The sequence below is a fragment of the Neorhizobium tunisiense genome (genome assembly GCF_039631515.1).
Classification (GTDB): domain Bacteria; phylum Pseudomonadota; class Alphaproteobacteria; order Rhizobiales; family Rhizobiaceae; genus Neorhizobium.
Window position 1 is genome coordinate 153,092 of record NZ_JBDIUU010000008.1, and the last position, 17,798, is coordinate 170,889.

Sequence of the window (17,798 nt, forward strand, 5' to 3'; positions counted from 1 at the left end):
TCTCAGGCATCGGATCGGCCCCGACATGGGGGCCGGGACGGTTCAGACGGCCATTTCGGGAATGGCAATGCTGCCCTTGTCGACGATCGTGACGTTGTCGAGCGACAGCGAGGTTTTGCGCAGCGGGATATCCATGTGGCACATCGTGTCGTTCGTGCCGCCGAGTTCGGTATTCGGCCCGGTCGAGAACAGCACGTTGCCGTAATAGCTCAGCGAGTTGACGCTGATTTCCTGGGTGCGGGTGCGGGTGATCGCCCGGTGGAACCAGGTTGCGGTGTTGAGCAGGCCCCAGCCGATATGGCTGATCGCATAGGCGCGCGGGTCTTTGAAGCTCTCCATGTAATCGCGCAGCAGCGGCGCATCCATTCCGTCACCTTCAATATCGGTGACGAAACCGTCCTTGATAGTGAGCTTGACCGGGCTTTCGATCATCCGCTGGAAGGCGGTGACGGTGTCGCCCGGCATGATCATCACGGTACCATTGACCTTGCCGTCGGTGGCCTGGCTCAGCACCTGGCCGGTGCCCATATGGTCCCAGCGGCCGGGCGTATCGGTATAACCATATTGGGTCATCACCCGGTAACCGCCCATTTCATAGGTGACATCGGTGCCGACATCCGACCATATGCGCAGCGTCTTTGCCTTCTCCAGAAGCTTTTCGCCGTATTCGATGCGGCGGCGCAGATCGGTATTCGGGAAATTCTGGGCAAGCACGTCGTAAGGCTCGCGGACGAACAGCATGCGAGCGCCCGCCGCGCAGATCTCGTCCTGTTCCGGCGAGAAGAGCGTGCCCATCACGTCGACGATAAGGTCAGCCTTTTTCAGCGCCTCGATCACCGGCCGGTTGCCGGCGATCGCGGTCTTGCCCGTCGTCTGCCGGGCCGAGCGCTTTTCGCGCAGCGGAACCGTGATCTGGAAGGGCGTGGCGCCAAGATCGCGCGCCGCCAGCATGAAGGCCTGGGCATAATCGGCGCGAATATCGTCCTCACAGAGGATGATGACCGTTTCTTCCGGCTTTATCGCGCAGAGTTTGAGCTGTTCGGTGAACAATTTCACCATTTCATGTTGAGTAGGCATTGCGTGAAATCCCTTAGTCGAGCTCGGCAATCTTCTTGAGATTCGCGACCATGGCGGACGTATCGAATTCGGAGACGAGGCGCTCGCGCATGCGGGGCGCCGGGCTGGCATTGACGTTTTCGAACAGCGCCACGCGGCCGGCGAGCGACGAGCAGGTCAGATCCCAGATGAAGTTCATCAGCTTCTCCTTCTGCATGCCGGTCACCCCCTTGCCCGGCAGCAGCTCTGCAAGATCCGGGCCAATGTCGGGATTTTCGAAGGCTGCCTTGCCGAAGCGCATGACGAGGCCCTGGCCGCACATTTCCTGCAGGACATGGATGATGTGCGGATAGTTGCGGATCGCGCAGAGGCGGCCGGTGGTGATCATCATCACGTCCGGGCACATCACGCCGCTCTCGTTGATCTCGGCATTGGCCTCGGCGGCGAGAATGAAGGCTTCGAGCGTGCGGTTATATTCGATGATCTCCGCGAGCATCGAGCGGACGCCGGGGATCTGGCCGGTGCCGAGCACTTCCGTCACCATCCTCGCGCAGGCGACGAAGACTTCCGACTTTACCTTGAGGCGGGTCAGCACGTGGTAATGGGCAAACAGTGTCGCCTTGCCGGAAATCGCCGAGACATGCTCGTTGCCGAGGTTGAAGATACGGTCCTTCGGAACGAAGACGTCCTTGAAAATGACGAGTTGGTCGGCTTCCTCGCCCTTGTAGCCGAGTGGATGATCGAAGGGATCGGCGCCCGGATTGGAGAGCATCTCGCGGCTGATGAGCTTGATGCCTTCGGAATTGATCGGAACCGCGCCCCAGATTGCGGCTTCTGCCGGCGTGCCGGGATAGGCGAGATTGGAGAAGAAGATCTCGTTGGTCTGTGCCGCGATCGAGCCGACCGACTTGGCGCCGGAAATATAGACGCCGTCCTTTTCAACGCGATTGACGCGCAGCAGCGAGGCGGCCTGGGCAAGCGGCGAGGAACGGTCGTTCTGCGGGCCGGTCAGGCTTTCGGCGCAGGTGATCGAGTTCATCCGGCCGAATTCGACATAACGCTGGACGTTTTCGGCGAAATCCGGCTGGCATTCAGGAAAGGCCGACTTGAAATCCTTGAACAGATGCAGATGCGCCAGGATGCCGACGGCGAGCGTCGGTCCGAGATCGGGCGGGCGTCCGAAGGTGCCGACCGTTTTGCGGGATGTGTATTCTATCATCATCCGCCGGCCGATCATCTCTTCCTTCGTCTCCGGCACCTGCCAGGAGCGACCGGTGACGAGGCCGGACTTCTTGTCGAGAACCGTGGTCGCCTCGGCATATTCCTCGGTGAACTGGTCGTCGAACATCGACGCCATCAGCTCGACACCGGCTGCGAGTGCTGGCTCGTCCATCACCTTGGCGATCTTGTTGCCGTTCACCCAGAGCTGGCGGCCGTCATCGAGCGAGGCCTTGAATTCCTCACCGGTTTTCAGCGCATGTTTGGGAGTGATTGTCGTCATGGTGTTCATATCTGACTTCCGTCTTCTTCCGGGTCCGGCCGCAAGCTTGGTCGGGCGGGATGGCGCACAGGTTTCCGGCCGGTCCGAAGGTCCGGATCGGACAAAAGCGTCGGGCTGTTTTCGCAGCATTCGCGCTGGATCTATTTCTTGGGATGAGTTTGATCGCACTTGGTTGATGCAACGGATTCACACAACCAAATGCACAACCGCCTCATAAACCTTATCGAAGGCTAGACTTTGGTTGACAACCTTGCAAGCGAACTTTTCGCGAATTTCGTAAAATTTCGCAATCGCAGCATCGGAATCCAGAAAAATAGTCTGTCTAAAATATTGTTTTTACTTTATTATTTTACATTCAGAATTCGTGAAAAAAATTTAGGCACAGCGCAAATAGGCTATTTTATGTGCACAACTGAGAAAATTAGACCGGCAACCGATATTCAACCAAGATACAATATGGACATTTGGTTGCACCAACCATATACATTGGGTCGCATAAGAAACCAAAACGGCGACCCGTAGGGCTGCCGAACAACAGGCACAGTTTTTCGGGTGAAAGCCGGAAACCATATCCGGCTTGCATCATTCGGAAAATCTGGAGGAGCACCATGAACGCAGGCATCGATGCAAAGAACCCTCCCAGTTCCATAGAGGAGGTTACCCAGGCCATTCTCGGCCTTGCCGAAAACGGCGACTTTCCGCCCGAGCGGCAGCTGGCCGAGCAGATCGGCGTCAGCCGCCATCTGCTGCGCAAGGCGCTTTCGACGTTGCGCGACGACAACAGGATTCCGGAAATCCGTGGCCGCAGTGCCCAGCCAACCAGGGGCAAGCCCCGCAACGCAAAGCAGGCAATCGCCACACGCGCCAATATTGCAAGCCGGACGAGTCCGGCGGAATTATGGGAAGTCCGCCTGCTTCTCGAACCGGAGATCGCCCGTCTGGCGGCGATCCGCGGCACGCCGACCGAAATCGACGATATCATCGCTGCCCATGCGCTGGCCGAGCCGACGGTCTTCGATCGCGGCAATGACAACCTTTTCCACCGGGCGATCGCGGTGGCGAGCCACAATATCCTTGCGGCCTATCTGCTCGAGCAGGTCATGGATCTCACCTGGGACGAGACAATCCGGACGCGTCTGCCGGCCTATACGAACGAGACCGGCTGGCGACACCATGAAATGATCGTCGATGCCATTCGCGGCCGCAGGGCTGCCGAGGCGGAACAGGCGACGCGCGAACATCTGATCGCGATCCTGAAATGGCTGAACGGCGGCGACACATCCACACCGATGGCAAAATAATAAACCGACCTCCTCCGCCCCTCCCGAAACGATCGTCGAAAGGCAGATGCATAATGATAGTGGACACGATCAAGATCGCCGAGCAGATGGATGCGCCGCCGATCGATGCCCAGATTTTCAGGACGGCGATGAAAAAAGTCGCAACGCCGGTGACGATCATCGCCACCGGCAATGGCGAAATACGCCATGGCATGACCGCCTCCGCCGTATGCTCACTCAGCGACCAGCCACCGATGATCCTTGCATGCGTGAACCGCAACAGCGCCATCCTGCCGCATCTGCGCGCCAATGGCTGCTTCTCTGCAAATTTCCTTGCCGACGGCCAGGCGGAACTCGCCCAGTGCTTTGCCGGAATGACGAAGATCTATGGTTCCGACCGGTTTAATTACGGCGCATGGACCCGGCTTGCCACCGGCGCACCCATACTTGCCGATGCGCTCAGCGTCTTCGACTGCCGGCTGGAATGCGAATACGATTCACCAACCCATGCAGTCCTTGTCGGTCGTGTCAAAGCGATCATGAAGGAAGATTCCATGCGAGCGCTGATATATGTGGGAGGTAAATTCGGTTGTCCAGCGACGATTTGACTTCAGCTATTGAAAGAGACGCCGTCTGCAGCTCTTGAGGGATACGAACCCGCGCGCCTGCAGTTTCTTAGTTTCAGGGGCACGATGTCGACGCATATCGCTGGCTAGGCTGCACTTGCTTTAAGTTTGGGGGTGCTCGGGACCGGGCAAAAATACCACGTCGCTAGACTTCCGCATCCGACGGCGGACGTATCTGAGTGGAGACCAAGCGTAGATTTCATCACCAAATGGTGCTATCCATAGCACCAGAATCCAGGAAACCAAACGATGCGATCGACTATCAATCTCGACGACACCCTCATGGAAAAGGCTAGGTCCCTAACCGGCACGAAAGAAACCGCCGCTCTGGTCCGCCAAGCGTTGGAGACGCTTGTGCGTGTGGAGTCGGGAAAACGCCTCATCGCGCTTGGTGGAACTATGCCGGATGCGGAGGCAGCCCCACGCCGCCGGAGTGCAACTGACCAATGATACTTGCCGACACGTCCATCTGGATCGATCATTTCCGGCATACCGATTCAGAACTGCGTAGGATTATTGAGGACGATCGTCTCCTATGCCATCCAGCCGTGATCGGAGAACTCGCACTTGGCAGCCTTCGGGATCGCAGTAGCGTGATAGCTTTCCTGGCGGCCCAGCGCGAAGCCTTCGTCGCAACACACGACGAAGTCATGATGATGATTGATCGCCACGCCATTTTCAGTATGGGCATTGGCTACACAGATGCGCACTTGATGGCCTCAGTTCTCCTTGATCAGCGAGCGGCCTTATGGACCAGAGACAAACGTCTGCGGGCAGTGGCTGAAAAGGCGGGGGCTTCACTGCACATCCCTGCCAATGCGCGAAACTAAAATGCTGTTCTCAACCGGATGCTTGACACCGCACGCCCAAGATCCGTCCGCTGTAATGCTGCACGGTCAGCGGCATTGAAATAGCCCGCGCCATCAAAGGCCGAAGGCTGACCTCTTCATGATCCCTGCACCAATGCCTCTCGGGACCGTTCCCTTGACGCAAGCGGACACCCATCATCTCTCGGTGAGCAACTTGAAAGCGTGTAATTCACACAGGTCGCGTATTTTGAGACCGCGGAGGTCTTGGGAGACCCATCCGATCGCGGAGCGTTGTTCCCTCGTAGTGCGTGCGGTAGAGCCCTCGCTCCTGCAGGATCGGAACAACCATATCGACGAAATCCGTCAATCCGCCCAGAAAATGAGACGGCATGATGTTGAATCCGTCCGCCGCACCTGTCTGGAACCAGGTCTCAAGCGTATCCGCCACATAATCTGGTGTGCCGCAGAGAACCCAGTGGCCGCGTGCGGCAGCGACCAGGTTGTAGAGGTCACGCAGGCGCATGTTTTCCCGCTTCGCCTTGTCCAGCATGACCCGTGCAAAGGCGTGATAATTGTCTGACGGGCCGATATCGGGGATCGGCCCATCAAGGTCGAATTGGCTCATGTCCACGCCGAAGCGGTCGCTTAGAATGGAAAGCCCGTTGGTCTCGCTGATGAAGCCTTGCAACTCCGCGAGCTTGTCGTGGGCCTCGCGTTCGGTGCGCCCGACAATTGGCATCACGCCCGGCAAGACGACCATCGAATCCGCAGTGCGGCCGTATTTCGGAAGCCGCCCTTTGACGGAGGCGTAGAAAGAGCGCGCCTCGTCGAGATCCTGGGTGACGGAGAAGACGACATCGGCGGACTTGGCCGCGAGTTCCTGTCCCGGACCGGAGCCGCCGGCCTGCAGGATGATCGGTTGCCCTTGGGGGGAGCGCCCGATGTTGATCGGGCCCTTGACCTTGAAATGGGTGCCGTCGTGATCGAGTGCGCGGACTTTTGCCGCATCGATATAGACGCCGCTTTCCCGGTCGGCGACGATCGCGTCGTCGGCCCAACAGTCCCACAGACCGCGAACCACCGACAGGAATTCCTCTGCGATCTCGTAACGTTTGGAATGATCAGGATGGATCGTTCCGAAGTTTGCCGCCGCCGCCGGGTTGGCCGTGGTGACTGCATTCCAGGCGGCGCGGCCACCGCTGATATGGTCGAGTGAAGCAAATGCGCGGGCGACCGTGAACGGATCGCTGTAGGTGGTCGACATCGTGGCGCCGAGGCCGATATGGCGCGTCACGCCAGCAATCGCCGCGAGAAGTGTCAGCGGTTCGAGCCGCGCCGTGTAGGACGGGTGGGCGCCGGGGTCCGCATTGAGGTTGTCGCCCATGAAGATCAGGTCGAACAGACCACGCTCCGCCTCCTTGGCAACGCGGCGCATCATTTCGATATCCTGGAAGCTGTCCATCGCCCCTGGTATCCGCCAGCCGGCGACATGGCTGCCGGTGCCCAGAAGGAAAAGGCCGAAGTGAATGCTGCGCGTCATAGGATTGATCATCTCCAGAAAATGTAACGCTGCTCGATGAAACTGATCACACCGAAGAAGCAGAGGCTGATCGCCGACGCGACAATGATCGCCGCCCAGACCTGCACGAAATCGATCTGCAGCACGGCCTGATAGATCACCCAGCCAAGGCCCCCATAAGCACCCAGCATTTCGGTGACGATGGCGACGATGACGCTGCGGACGGTGGACACCCGCATGCCAGCAATGATCAGCGGCAAAGCTGTTGGGAGCCGCAGACGCCAGAGCACCGCCATCCGCCCTGCCCCAAACGAGCGGACCAGATCGATCGATTTACGATCCACGCGATCCAACCCCGCGACGGTGCTGAGGAAGACGGTGAAGCTGACGGCGACGGCGACCATGACGATCTTGGACGTCATGCCGATGCCGAACCAGAGCAGGACGAGCGGCGAATAGGCGACAACCGGCACCGAGTTGATGGCCGTCGCAACCGACATGACGGAGCTGCGGGTGCGAGGGACCATGCTGACCGCGACGGCAACCGCAATGCCGATGACGCAGCCCAGTAGATAGCCAGTCAGGGCCTCGGCGGCGGTGAAGCGAGCGGCGGCGGCGAGTTTGCCCGCATCGGCGAACATGCCGGCGAGAATGCTGCTCACCGAAGGGAGGACATAGGCTGGCAGGTTAAAGCCGCGGACGCTCAGTTCCCAGATTGCCGCGAGGAGGAAGGCCCCGGCAAAACCCCGGCTGATGCGGCGCGCGTTGCTGCTTGCGGTGACGGGGCTCATTGTTCCGCTCCCCAGAAGACGATCCGCCTTTCCGCTTCGGAGACCGCTCCGTAAAGGCCGATCCCGAGGCAGGCGGAAGCGACGATGGTGACCCAGATGCCGACGACGTTTTCGTTGTACATGGCCTGCAGCAGCAGCACGCCGAGGCCAGTCGTATCCCCGAACCATTCGCCGACGATCGCTCCGATCAGCGACAGCGACGAGGCGAGCTTGAGGGCGACGAAGATCTGCGGCAGCGCGGCCGGCAGGTAGAGGCGCCGCAGGATCTGACCCTCTTTTGCGCCGAAGCTGCGCATCAGCGCGACCTGGCGCGGATCGACCGTTGCAAAGCCGAGAAGCGCGTTCACTGTCACCGGTAGGAAGCTGATGTAGAAGGCGATAACGGCCTTGGCGAGCAGCGTATTGCCGGACCACAGGACGACGACGGCGCCGAAGGCGATGACCGGTATGGTTTGTGACACCACGAAGAGCGGAAAGAACAGCTCCCTGAGCAGGGTCCAGCGATGGAAAAGAACGCCCATGGCAACGCCGAAAAGGCTGCCGGCGACGAAGCCGATCACCGTTTCCAGCAGCGTGCGCCACATGCTCAACAGATAAGCCTGCGGCGTGGCAAGGAATGCGGCTGCGATCGCGCTTGGTCGTGGCAGGTAGTAAGGTCTGATACCTAGCGCCACGACGATCAGTTCGACTAGCAGCAGCAATGCCGCGACCCAGATCAGAGACTTCAGGATCGAGACAAACCTGCCCGCCTTTACGGCGGACAGGGATGCACCGGACACGCCGGAGAGGCTCACAGGCGCTTTTCCGCAACCGGGATCTTCGACAGGAAGCTGTCGTTGAACGCGGCATCGAGATCGACGGGCTTAGAGATCACCTTGTATTCAGCGAGCAGGCTGTTGGCGGAGCCAACGGCTGCTTTGTCAATGGCGAAGAGGCCATCAGTGCCGCCCTTGCCGGCGACCATCAGCTTCTTGATCTCGGACAGCATGACTGCCTGCTGGGCGCGGTCGAGAGTCGGCGCCACCTTCATGACGATGTCGATCGCTTCTTTTTCGTTGGTCAGGGCGTATTTCCACCCCTTGATGCTGGCACGCAGGAATTTCTCGACCAGTTCCGGCTTTTCCTTGGCAGTCTGTTCCGACACGATCAGCGTGTCGCGTGGGAAAGAGACGCCGCTATCTTCGGGAACGAAGATCCGCAGATTGTCCATGCCGGCGCGTTGTGCGACGATCTGCAGTTCGTTGTAGCGGGTGGCTGTGGCAACATCGACCTGCTTGTCGATGAACGGCGTCATCGAGACCTGCTGCGGCTGGACATCGACTTCGCCAGCCTTGATGCCCGCCTTGGCCAACATGGCCGAGAGCACGTGGTTTGCGCCGGTGAACCATGCCGTCACCTTCTTGCCTTTGAAATCCTGGACGGTTTTTACCGGGCCGTCCTTGTAGGTCACGAAGACGAACGGCGTCACCTGATGCGCAACACCGATGCAGACGATCGGCAGGCCCTTGTCGCGTGCGCTAAAGACGCTGTCGGTGCCGCCCGAAAGGCCGAACGTGTCGGCACCGGTCGCCACCAGGTTTTCGGTCAACAGATTGGGGCCGCCGGGGTTGATGGTGAGGTTGATACCCTCATCCTTATAATATCCCTTCTCCAGCGCGACGTAGAAGCCGGCGAACTGAGCCTGGGTCAACCATTTGAGACGCAGGCTGGCATTGACTGTCTGCTGGGCAGCGGCCGGGGTTGCGCTGTAGCCCAAGCCCTGAATGCCGATGAACGTTGCGGCAAACGCCGCCAGAAGCTGTCGTTTTTTAAGCATAGTCCCTCTCTGTCGATTCTTTGTTGGTTATGGTTGCGTCAGTCGTTCTCCTCCCGACTATCGGCGGTAATCCGATCCCTCGCGTTCGAGCTGGCGAAGGAACGCGGGCCATTCCCGTTCCCCCGCAATCAGGATGTCACCCTTGTTCTCCCAGAACTGACGTGCCGCCTTTTCGCAAACCTCGTGCGGCGGGGTCAGAAGCTCGGCACCGGAAGCCTGCAGATCGAGCTGAATGCGCGCGGCACGCTCGAAATAATAAAGCAGCATGAAGGCTTCGCCCGGCGTGCGACCGAGCGTCATGATGCCATGGTTGCGCATCAGCATCACCCGGTTGTCGCCCATGTCGGCGATGAGGCGGGCCTGCTCGTCCATGTCGATCGCCACACCTTCGTAATCGTGGAAGGCCTGGCGTTGGTAGAAGCGCATGGCAAACTGCGTCAGTGGCAGAAGTCCGTCCTTCTGGCAGGAGATCGCGGTGCTGGCATCGGAATGGGTGTGGAGAACGCAGGCTGCATCGTGCACGGCCTTGTGGATGGCGCCATGGATGACGAAAGCGGCCTTATTGATCGTATAGGGCGTGTCGTCGAGCTTGTTGCCGTCGATATCGATGCGCACGAGGCTGGAGGCCGTTATCTCGCCAAACAGGAAGCCGTAGGGGTTGAGCAGGAACTGGTCGTCATGCCCCGGTACACGCATTGAAATGTGGTTGTAGATAAGGTCATCCAGGCCCAGCCGCGCGACCATGCGGTAGCAAGCGGCGAGATCGACGCGCGCCTTCCACTCGGCTTCGGGAATGTGGGCGGGACGTTCGGCATATTCACTGGCCACCGTGTTTCCTCTCATATTCTAATGTCCTGAAGTCATGAACGACTTCATGCTTTCCTCCTCGATGGCGTCGAGGAGTGTCTTCTTCAACCCGATGAATTCGGGCGACGTGACGATGTCGGCCTTGCGGGGGCGCGGCAAGTCGATCTTCTGTTCAAGCTTCACCTTGCCCGGCCGGGCCGTCATGACAAGCACGCGGTCGCCGAGGAAGATCGCCTCGTCGACATCGTGGGTGATGAAGAGCACGGTGCGCCGGTGTTTCTGCCAAACGTCGAGCAGCCAGCGCTGCATCATGGTTCGTGTCAGCGCATCCAGCGCGCCGAATGGTTCGTCGAGCAGCATGAGATCGCGCTTGAAGAGAAACGTACGCATCAGGGCCACGCGCTGGCGCATGCCGCCCGAGAGCTGATTGGGATATTGCGCCTCAAATCCGGAAAGCCCGAATTCCGGCAGCATCTTCAGCGCCTCCGCCCGGGCCTGCACCCGCGGCATGCCTTCGATCTCCAGCGCCAGGATGGCGTTGTCGATGACGTTTCGCCATGGCAGCAGCAGGTCCCTTTGCGGCATGAAGGAAACTTGTCCGAGCAGTTCCGAGGCCGCAGAACTCCTGCCTCGGAAACGCAGGATATTGCCCGGATTCGGCTCTTCGAGGCCCGCGAGGATATTGAACAGCGTGCTCTTGCCGCAGCCGGAAGGGCCGACCACCGTCACCAGCTCACCAGGAAGGATGGTTGCCTCCAAGTTATCCAGCGCCATCACAGGGCCAAAGCTCTTGGATACCTTGCGGAGTTCGATGAGCGGCCTGTCGCGCGATACGGTCCAGGCCGGTTCCGCGGCGGGTGCAGCAAGGGCTTTGGTCTTTACCGGCCTCAACAGGCCCGCGAGACCGCGCGCTCCCGGATTCAATCCGCATGCGTAGTCCTCGCTCCAGGCAATCGACATGTCGGTCATCGAGAGGCATCTCCTTGCATGCAATTATTACCATTAAGGATGCAAGCAAGCATCATGCCAAACACGCCAGCTTTACAAGTGGCTAAAAAATACCACCAATCTAGGGGTTTTTCGGGCAGGATCGAGCCATCAAGGTGCCACCATGCGGCAAATCACAATTCAAATATCCAAAAAGCAAAAATATGCATACGCAATGCGCATATTTTGGACGCAGATTGACCGCTATTGCGGCATTGTGGCGGGCGGCATTTCCAGCGAAGCGCTCAACTTGCTGAAAACGGCCAGGCGCAGAATAGTGGCATGGCGATTGCATCGAAGACCAATCAACCTGTCGAGCTAACCGCATGGCAGACTTCGACTATCCGTATCGGGCAGATCAAGACATCGGGAGAAGCACATCATGCAGGATGAACCAAGACGAGTAGCCTATGTGGCGCACTGTCTCATGAATCAGAATGCCAAGGTCAGTGAGTTCGCGAAATGCGCCGGCGTTTTTTCTCCCTTGGTCGAGCGGCTGGTCAAGAACTGCTTTGAGCTCCAGCAATTGCCCTGCCCCGAGATGAGCCATATGGGTGCCGTCCGGTGGTGGGCATCCCGAGAACAGTACGACACACCCGGTTACCGGCGCCATTGCCGCAACCTGGCAAAAAGCGTCGTGGATCTGGTGATGCTTCATCAGGATGCCGGCTACGACGTCGTCATCGTCGGCCTGGACGGCAGTCCGTCAAGCGGCGTCCGTCTCACCAGCACCAAGGCATCCTGGGGTGGCCGCCCGGAAGGCGCGGTCCATGGCGGCAGCGATCGTCGACCCGGTATGGGCATCTGGATGGAGGAGCTGAAGTTCGAGTTCGAGGAACGCGGCCTTGCATTCCCGCGCGCCACGGGCGTCGCGATGGATGCGCAGGATTTCGATCTCCAGAAGGCAATGCTCGAGCTCGATGAGTTTCTGACCGAAGGCAAGGAGAATGCAGCGTGATCCGGGAAGACCTGAGAAGTCGCCGCATTGCGGTCATCGCCGATTTCGTCGTCAATCCCGGCTCGGCACTTTACGGCAGACAGCAAGCACCGCCGAGCGGCTTCACGGATGCGCTGGTGGAGCGCGGCTGGGGCATCATGAAGATGCCGCCGCATGTGGCAAAACCGGAAAGCTGTGAAAGGCTGATCGAGGTTTCCGTAGGCGACCTTATCGATTACCGCAAGAACGGCTATGACGTAGTGATCGCCGCCGTGGAAGACCTGCCGCAGCAAGGCGTCTGGCTGGATGCGATGATTGCCTGCTTCAAGAAGGTCGGCAAGGACGTGCCCCCCATCGTCACCATCCGATCGGATGCCACGGCGGTCGATGCCGACGCACTCGATGGCGCACTGGCGCCGGCGGCCTGAGCCACGCCGCAACATCGAAACGGATTGGCGGGATCGCTCCCGCCGAAACCTCAGTTTTCGGCGAATGCCTGCTTCATCATCTTGAGAAAACCGTCGGTCGACGCCTTTTCGATGATACGGGCGTTGACCTTGTATTCCGGCCAGCGGGTGCCGAGCTTCGGCGGGTGGATGGCGGAAAAACCGCGGGTGATTTCACCCGACGTCTCGATGCGCACCACGGCCTCGCGCGAGGATTCGATCAGATCCGGGTTGAGAGCGCAGGCGCAGGTCAGCGAATCCGGATGGGTGCTGACCGGCCGGCCGTAGCGCGCTTCCGCAGTCTCGCGCGGCACCGCAGAAACCTTCCGGTAGAATTCCGAAAGAGGCGTCTGCATCGCGAAGATCTCGTCCAGCTGGTTGCCCTCCAGAAGCCCGGAACGCATGGTCAACGTCCAGGTGGACAGCGTGATATTGAAACCAGCCTCGAAGACGATACGTGCGGCTTCCGGATCGATGAAGAAATTGTATTCGGCGCAGGGCGTGATATTGCCGACCGCATTGTCGGTGCCGCCCATGATCCAGAGGTGGCGCACCGCCTTGGCGATCCGCGGCTCCTTCATCACCGCCAGCGCGATATTGGTGAGCGGCGCCTGGGCCAGGATATCGATCTCGCCCGGCTCTGCCATCACCCGTTCGATGATGGCATCGACCGCATGCCTGGTTTCCGGCCGCTGACGGGCGATCGGCAGGTTAGCGCCGCTCATTCCATCGTTGCCGTGCATGGTGGATGCTTCCCAGGGCTTCACCATGGGGCGGCGGGCGCCGAGATAGACCGGCACCTTTCCGGAGAAACCGGCCACCTCGATGGTCGCCAGAGCGTTTTCAACCTGCTGGTCGAAGGGCACGTTGCCGACGCAGATAGTCACCGCCTCCAGCGTCGAGCCGGGGGTGCGCATGGCGAGCAGGAGCGAGTAGGTGTCGTCTCCCGCCGTATCGGTGTCTATGATCAGCCGCATATCAGTAGAACTCGAAACCCATCGTGCGGGCATGATAGTGGAAACCACCGTCCTGGACGATCAGGAATTCGGCCCGGGTATCTCCGTCATTGTGGTGGCTATGCTTGGCAGCCGGAGGTGTCACCAGCGTCGCCCAGGGCGACCAGGCGCATTTGGCATCCGCCACCATCGAATAGGCCGGATCGCCGTTGACCACCAGCGTGATCGCGGCGGAGTTGTGCTTGTGCGGGGGCTGGAAACTCCGCGGCTTCAGAGTGTTCAGCGACAGGGTCATCGTCGTTGCGATATTGCGGCTTGCTTCCGTCTTTTCAGCCGAAAAGATCAGCGCATGGCCGGATGTGCTGGCATTGGCGTTGGTCCCATAAACCACGTCGAGCTGATGGCTGATCTCGCCTGCCGGGTAATGCACGAAGCTGACGGCAGCGCCCTCGCCGACGATCGGCGCCGAGGCATCGAACATCAACTGCGGATCATTGCCCACCAGCCAGAAGATGCTGTCCTGGCTCGCAGTGACGGCAGAAGGCACGCCACCGGGAAGAAGGAAGACGTCTGCCTCGCCCAGTACAGCCTTTTCGTCACCTACGGAGAGAGCGGCCTTACCCTTGATGACGTACCAGATCGACGCGGTATTGGTGAGCGTCGTATCCAGGACTTCCCCGGACTTGACCACCGCGTAGCGGGCCAACATCAACGGGGTCGTCGCCGGAAAGGGGCACTGCATTTCGGCGGACAGATCGCAGTTGATGAACCCCGTCTTTTCAAGCGCGAAAGCGCTGGTCGGTTCGTCGGTGAAGATCTTGCCCGGCACCGGCGGAAGCTTGATATTGAAGGCATTGCCGGAGTTGAAATAGCGGCTGCGCGCCTCGGCAGCATTGGCTGGATTGCGAGGCAGCTGAACCGGCATTTCGGCCATGTCGTTGACGGTGCTCATGATGCATCTCCATATTTCTGTGAAAGACCTGTCTGCTCCAGGAGCAGATCGAGAAGAACGGCCGCGCCGGCTGCGACGTGTTCCGGTTCAGCCCACTCGTCAGGATGATGGCTGAGACCGGCGCGACAGGGGATGAAGATCATCGCACTCGGGGCAAGCGGCGCCATCTGCCGGGCATCATGCCCTGCCGCCGAAAGCAAATCGAGCGCCGAATAGCCATGGCGGCCGGCGGAACGACGTATCGCTGCCCGAAGCCCCTCGTCAAAAGTGTTCGAGGGGGCATCGACCAGGCGTTTGATATGGAAGCTGCAGGGATGCGCCTCTTCGGCAGCGATCGCCTCCAGGCGCAGGCCGAGCCGGTCGAGCACAGCATTGTCCGGATGCCGGAGATCGATGCGGAAGACTGCGCTGGAGGGCACGACCGACGGCGCGTTGGGTTGGATTTCCAGCCGGCCGATAGTGAATTTCACCACGTCATCGACCGCCATGTCCTGCTGCATGCGCAACGCCATGCGCACAAACGCCTGCAACGCGTCCTGGCGGCGCTCCATCGGCTCGGTGCCGGCATGCGCTTCGCGTCCGGATATGATGATCTCGTAGGTCTTCTTGCCCTGAATGCCGGAAACCACGCCGATTACCGCGCCGGCGCGTTCGAGCACGTCCGCCTGCTCGATATGCGGTTCGATATAGGCGTGGACGGGGAAACCGAGCGGCCGATGCTCTATATCCGGAAAGGCGGCATGCACGGCGGCCAGCGCCTCGGCGACGGAGATACCGACGGCGTCCTTGACCGCCATGACCTCATCCATCGTTCGCCTGCCGGCGAAAAGCTCGGACCCCATCATTCCGGGCGCAAACCGGCTGCCCTCTTCGTTCATCCATGCGACAACCGTGATGGGCCGCTCCGGTATCATGCCCGCCTCGGCTATAGCCGTTACGGCTTCGAGCGCCGCCAGTGTGCCGAATGCCCCATCAAAAAGACCGCCCGTCGGTTGACTGTCGATATGACTGCCGGCGACGACGGGCGACAGGTGGGGAAACTTGCCGTCGAGTGTCAGAAAAAGGTTTCCGGCCGCGTCCGTGGAGGGTTTCAAGCCTGCCTCGGTGCCCCATGCGATGATGCGGCTCCAGCTAAGAACTTCCTCGGCCGACAGGGCCTGGCGATTGACACCTTTCTCGGGCAGGGCACCATCTCTGCCGAGTTCCATGAGCCGCGACCACAGCCGCTCCGGGGATATCGAGGCCACGCCGGTCATTGCGCTATTCCGTCCGCATCACCTGTCCCGGATCGGCGCGCGGATCGCGCACTTTCCAGGCGCCCGCTTCCACCTGGGCGATAAAATCGGATACCAGCGCGTTGAACAGGGCTGGCTCCTCGAGATTGAGCGTATGGCCGGTCTTCGGCAGGATCGCGAGGCCGCTGGCGGGAAGCGTCTTCTTCAGGAAAATGCTCGGCTGGAGGCAATGATCGTCCTCGTCGCCCGACATGATCAGGGTCGGAACCATCATCTTCTTCAGTTCGTCTTCCAGGTCCCAGAAAGATGGCCGGCGGCACTGTACGCCGCGCATGGTGTTGGCCGCACCAACGGCAGAGTGCCGCGACAGCCGCTCCGCAAAAGCTGCCCAGCCGCGCGGGTCCTTGTTCTGGAACTGCACGCGGCTTGCGCCGAGCGAATAGATCTTCGAGAAACTGACCGGATCCTTTTCGAAATTATCGGCGACCTTCAGCGACGTATTGCGGAAATAATCGGCCGTGGCGCGCTCCGTGCCGTAACCGGCACCGGCAACCGTCAGCGATAGCGCCCGCTCAGGGAAGCGCAGGCCGAAATGCAGCGTCGCAAAGCCGCCCATCGACAGCCCGACGATATGGGCCTTCTCGATGCCGAGACCGTCGAGCACGGCCAGGGCATCTTCTGCCGCCAGTGCTTGCGAATACTGTTCGACACCCGCCGGGATATCGGACGGAGCATAACCGCGGGCCGCATAGGTGATGCAGCGGTTGCGCCGGGGAAAAAAGTTCATCTGCGGTTCCCAGGCGTCGTAATTGCCGCCGAACTCGTGGATGAACAGGATCGGCGTTCCGGTCTCGCCTGCCGTTTCGTAATAGAGCTTGATGCCATCCTTGCTGGTCACGAACATGAACCGGCTTCTCCCGTATAATCTGCTGGGTCAAGAGACCGGCCCTAGAAGAGGGCCGGCACGTCGTTCAGTGTGCGCGCGGTCGCGATATAGCCGGGCAGGCCTTCGCAGAAGCGTTCGGCCCAGGCTGATGGCACCGAGGTCGAGACCTTGATGAACCGGTCGCCGAAACGCGCCGTGTGGTACCGACCCTGCCGGATCATGACGCCTTCGCGGCGGGCCGCCTCGACGATCGCTTCGGGCGAAACGCCAGTGGCCGCCGTTTCCAGCACGAGGAAATTCCCGTGCGACGGCTGGACCGGCACCGTGATGCCGGCAGCTTCCGCGGCCGCGACGATCATCGCCTTGTTCGCCCTGTCGATAATCCGTACGTCCTTCATCCATTCGGTTTTGACCGAAAGCCCGGCCATCGCGGCGCGCTGGGCGACGACAGATGCACCGAGCACGGAGGTCGAGGCGGACGAAAACTCGTCGACCAGCGCGGGGGACGCGACGAGCGCGCCGATGCGCATGCCGGCGAGCCCCAGCCACTTGGAAAAGCTCAGCGAAACGACGGTACCTTCCGGCGCGACCTGAAGGACCGGCGTGTGGCCGTCGGCGAAATCGCGGTAGGTGCAGTCGTGGATCATCAAAGCGCCGACCGAACGGGCGATCTCGGCAAAGGCCTCGATTTCCTCGCGGTCGTAGCGGATGCCGAGCGGATTGTTGGGATCGACGATGTAGATCAGCGCGCAACGCTCGTCGACGGCTGCCCGCAGGGCATCCGGGGTCAGCTTGTATTTGGTCGCAGGGTCATAGATCGGAATCTGGATGACTTCGGCACCGGCCTGTTCGGCAAACATGCACGGCCATTTCCAGGTCGGATCCGTCGTCACCAGTGTCGTGCCGGGCCTGGCGCGCGCCTTGCAGATCATCGCCAGCGCATTGACGCCACCTTCCGTCACCAGCGCCTCTGCGGACAGGACGCCGAGATCGGCGACAATCCCGGTTCGAAGCGCCTCAAAACCCATCGGCGGCGCGTAGGCATTGAATTCACCTGCCTCGACCGAGCGGATCATGGCCTCGCGAACAGCAGGATGCGCGGGGATGTGGTTGGTGTTCTGCCCCATCCACGCCAGATCCGGCGTCGAGAACAGGTCGTCGAAATAGCGGTTCCGAATGCGGGCGTCGCTCATG

General features: G+C 60.4%; 19 protein-coding genes. 6 read left to right on the forward strand and 13 right to left on the reverse strand.

The window, feature by feature from the left end; genetic code table 11:
• Positions 1-42: 42 nt before the first annotated feature.
• Together ABCW43_RS22185 and ABCW43_RS22190 are read right to left on the reverse strand one after the other, a co-directional pair.
• Positions 43-1,077 carry a 2,5-dihydroxypyridine 5,6-dioxygenase NicX family protein gene (locus ABCW43_RS22185; protein ID WP_345928462.1) on the reverse strand — a complete coding sequence of 345 codons (1,035 nt, stop codon included), beginning with the start codon at positions 1,075-1,077 and terminating at the stop codon, positions 43-45.
• Between the two features lie 13 nt (positions 1,078-1,090).
• Positions 1,091-2,566 (reverse strand): 4-hydroxyphenylacetate 3-hydroxylase N-terminal domain-containing protein, encoded by a 1,476-nt coding sequence (locus ABCW43_RS22190; protein ID WP_345928463.1) that lies wholly within the window; start codon positions 2,564-2,566, stop codon positions 1,091-1,093.
• Positions 2,567-3,165: 599 nt separating this feature from the next.
• Here ABCW43_RS22190 and ABCW43_RS22195 point away from each other — a divergent pair.
• The 4 genes from ABCW43_RS22195 (at position 3,166) to ABCW43_RS22210 (ending at position 5,293) form a co-directional block, all read left to right on the forward strand.
• Entirely contained in the window at positions 3,166-3,858 is a 693-nt protein-coding gene (locus ABCW43_RS22195; RefSeq protein ID WP_345928465.1) for a FadR/GntR family transcriptional regulator, read from the forward strand.
• A gap of 86 nt (positions 3,859-3,944) precedes the next feature.
• Positions 3,945-4,445 (forward strand): flavin reductase family protein, encoded by a 501-nt coding sequence (locus tag ABCW43_RS22200; RefSeq protein WP_345928468.1) that lies wholly within the window; start codon positions 3,945-3,947, stop codon positions 4,443-4,445.
• A gap of 267 nt (positions 4,446-4,712) precedes the next feature.
• Positions 4,713-4,913, forward strand: coding sequence for a type II toxin-antitoxin system VapB family antitoxin (locus ABCW43_RS22205; RefSeq protein WP_345928470.1), 201 nt, complete (start codon positions 4,713-4,715; stop codon positions 4,911-4,913).
• Positions 4,910-5,293 carry a type II toxin-antitoxin system VapC family toxin gene (locus ABCW43_RS22210; RefSeq protein WP_345928472.1) on the forward strand — a complete coding sequence of 128 codons (384 nt, stop codon included), beginning with the start codon at positions 4,910-4,912 and terminating at the stop codon, positions 5,291-5,293. Before ABCW43_RS22205 ends, ABCW43_RS22210 begins: the two co-directional genes overlap by 4 nt.
• 208 nt (positions 5,294-5,501) lie before the next feature.
• Here ABCW43_RS22210 and ABCW43_RS22215 read toward each other — a convergent pair whose 3' ends face one another.
• Genes ABCW43_RS22215 through ABCW43_RS22240 form a run of 6 tightly spaced genes read right to left on the reverse strand, consistent with a single transcriptional unit; the run spans position 5,502 to position 11,174 of the window.
• Positions 5,502-6,812 carry an LLM class flavin-dependent oxidoreductase gene (locus ABCW43_RS22215; RefSeq protein ID WP_345928474.1) on the reverse strand — a complete coding sequence of 437 codons (1,311 nt, stop codon included), beginning with the start codon at positions 6,810-6,812 and terminating at the stop codon, positions 5,502-5,504.
• Positions 6,813-6,820: 8 nt separating this feature from the next.
• Positions 6,821-7,582, reverse strand: coding sequence for an ABC transporter permease (locus tag ABCW43_RS22220; RefSeq protein ID WP_345928476.1), 762 nt, complete (start codon positions 7,580-7,582; stop codon positions 6,821-6,823).
• Complete coding sequence (locus tag ABCW43_RS22225) at positions 7,579-8,376, reverse strand: ABC transporter permease (protein ID WP_345928478.1); 798 nt, start codon at positions 8,374-8,376, stop codon at positions 7,579-7,581. Before ABCW43_RS22225 ends, ABCW43_RS22220 begins: the two co-directional genes overlap by 4 nt.
• The gene (locus ABCW43_RS22230; protein ID WP_345928480.1) at positions 8,373-9,398 is read right to left on the reverse strand and encodes an ABC transporter substrate-binding protein; all 1,026 of its coding nucleotides are present in this window, start codon (positions 9,396-9,398) and stop codon (positions 8,373-8,375) included. The genes ABCW43_RS22225 and ABCW43_RS22230 overlap by 4 nt, the downstream gene beginning before the upstream one ends.
• A gap of 57 nt (positions 9,399-9,455) precedes the next feature.
• A complete protein-coding gene (locus tag ABCW43_RS22235; RefSeq protein ID WP_345928482.1) occupies positions 9,456-10,226 on the reverse strand; it encodes a class II aldolase/adducin family protein in 771 nt (256 codons plus the stop codon).
• A gap of 18 nt (positions 10,227-10,244) precedes the next feature.
• Positions 10,245-11,174, reverse strand: a complete 930-nt coding sequence (locus ABCW43_RS22240) for an ABC transporter ATP-binding protein (RefSeq protein WP_345928484.1) — start codon at positions 11,172-11,174, stop codon at positions 10,245-10,247.
• A 400-nt stretch (positions 11,175-11,574) separates the two neighbouring features.
• Between ABCW43_RS22240 and ABCW43_RS22245 the strand changes: the two genes are divergently transcribed.
• Complete coding sequence (locus tag ABCW43_RS22245; RefSeq protein ID WP_345928486.1) at positions 11,575-12,150, forward strand: hypothetical protein; 576 nt, start codon at positions 11,575-11,577, stop codon at positions 12,148-12,150.
• Positions 12,147-12,557 (forward strand): hypothetical protein, encoded by a 411-nt coding sequence (locus ABCW43_RS22250; RefSeq protein WP_345928488.1) that lies wholly within the window; start codon positions 12,147-12,149, stop codon positions 12,555-12,557. The genes ABCW43_RS22245 and ABCW43_RS22250 overlap by 4 nt, the downstream gene beginning before the upstream one ends.
• Before the next feature lie 50 nt (positions 12,558-12,607).
• Here the strand turns inward: ABCW43_RS22250 and ABCW43_RS22255 are convergent, their stop codons facing one another.
• From ABCW43_RS22255 to ABCW43_RS22275, 5 genes are read right to left on the reverse strand one after another with little or no spacing between them, the layout of a single operon-like run.
• Positions 12,608-13,552, reverse strand: coding sequence for a nucleoside hydrolase (locus tag ABCW43_RS22255; RefSeq protein WP_345928490.1), 945 nt, complete (start codon positions 13,550-13,552; stop codon positions 12,608-12,610).
• A 1-nt stretch (position 13,553) separates the two neighbouring features.
• Positions 13,554-14,483, reverse strand: coding sequence for a cupin domain-containing protein (locus ABCW43_RS22260; RefSeq protein ID WP_345928492.1), 930 nt, complete (start codon positions 14,481-14,483; stop codon positions 13,554-13,556).
• Positions 14,480-15,739, reverse strand: a complete 1,260-nt coding sequence (locus ABCW43_RS22265; protein ID WP_345928494.1) for a hydantoinase/carbamoylase family amidase — start codon at positions 15,737-15,739, stop codon at positions 14,480-14,482. Before ABCW43_RS22265 ends, ABCW43_RS22260 begins: the two co-directional genes overlap by 4 nt.
• 4 nt (positions 15,740-15,743) lie before the next feature.
• A complete protein-coding gene (locus ABCW43_RS22270) occupies positions 15,744-16,622 on the reverse strand; it encodes an alpha/beta fold hydrolase (protein ID WP_345928496.1) in 879 nt (292 codons plus the stop codon).
• A 44-nt stretch (positions 16,623-16,666) separates the two neighbouring features.
• The gene (locus ABCW43_RS22275) at positions 16,667-17,797 is read right to left on the reverse strand and encodes a pyridoxal phosphate-dependent aminotransferase (RefSeq protein WP_345928498.1); all 1,131 of its coding nucleotides are present in this window, start codon (positions 17,795-17,797) and stop codon (positions 16,667-16,669) included.
• Between the last annotated feature and the right edge of the window lies 1 nt (position 17,798).

Bases quoted from the DNA above. Each gene is read 5' to 3' on its own strand.
- ABCW43_RS22185 (WP_345928462.1), bottom strand. From the start codon at position 1,077: ATGCCTACTCAACATGAAATGGTGAAATTGTTCACCGAACAGCTCAAA.
- ABCW43_RS22190 (WP_345928463.1), bottom strand. From the start codon at position 2,566: ATGAACACCATGACGACAATCACTCCCAAACATGCGCTGAAAACCGGT.
- ABCW43_RS22195 (WP_345928465.1), top strand. From the start codon at position 3,166: ATGAACGCAGGCATCGATGCAAAGAACCCTCCCAGTTCCATAGAGGAG.
- ABCW43_RS22200 (WP_345928468.1), top strand. From the start codon at position 3,945: ATGGATGCGCCGCCGATCGATGCCCAGATTTTCAGGACGGCGATGAAA.
- ABCW43_RS22205 (WP_345928470.1), top strand. From the start codon at position 4,713: ATGCGATCGACTATCAATCTCGACGACACCCTCATGGAAAAGGCTAGG.
- ABCW43_RS22210 (WP_345928472.1), top strand. From the start codon at position 4,910: ATGATACTTGCCGACACGTCCATCTGGATCGATCATTTCCGGCATACC.
- ABCW43_RS22215 (WP_345928474.1), bottom strand. From the start codon at position 6,812: ATGACGCGCAGCATTCACTTCGGCCTTTTCCTTCTGGGCACCGGCAGC.
- ABCW43_RS22220 (WP_345928476.1), bottom strand. From the start codon at position 7,582: ATGAGCCCCGTCACCGCAAGCAGCAACGCGCGCCGCATCAGCCGGGGT.
- ABCW43_RS22230 (WP_345928480.1), bottom strand. From the start codon at position 9,398: ATGCTTAAAAAACGACAGCTTCTGGCGGCGTTTGCCGCAACGTTCATC.
- ABCW43_RS22240 (WP_345928484.1), bottom strand. From the start codon at position 11,174: ATGACCGACATGTCGATTGCCTGGAGCGAGGACTACGCATGCGGATTG.
- ABCW43_RS22245 (WP_345928486.1), top strand. From the start codon at position 11,575: ATGCAGGATGAACCAAGACGAGTAGCCTATGTGGCGCACTGTCTCATG.
- ABCW43_RS22255 (WP_345928490.1), bottom strand. From the start codon at position 13,552: ATGCGGCTGATCATAGACACCGATACGGCGGGAGACGACACCTACTCG.
- ABCW43_RS22260 (WP_345928492.1), bottom strand. From the start codon at position 14,483: ATGAGCACCGTCAACGACATGGCCGAAATGCCGGTTCAGCTGCCTCGC.
- ABCW43_RS22265 (WP_345928494.1), bottom strand. From the start codon at position 15,739: ATGACCGGCGTGGCCTCGATATCCCCGGAGCGGCTGTGGTCGCGGCTC.
- ABCW43_RS22270 (WP_345928496.1), bottom strand. From the start codon at position 16,622: ATGTTCGTGACCAGCAAGGATGGCATCAAGCTCTATTACGAAACGGCA.
- ABCW43_RS22275 (WP_345928498.1), bottom strand. From the start codon at position 17,797: ATGAGCGACGCCCGCATTCGGAACCGCTATTTCGACGACCTGTTCTCG.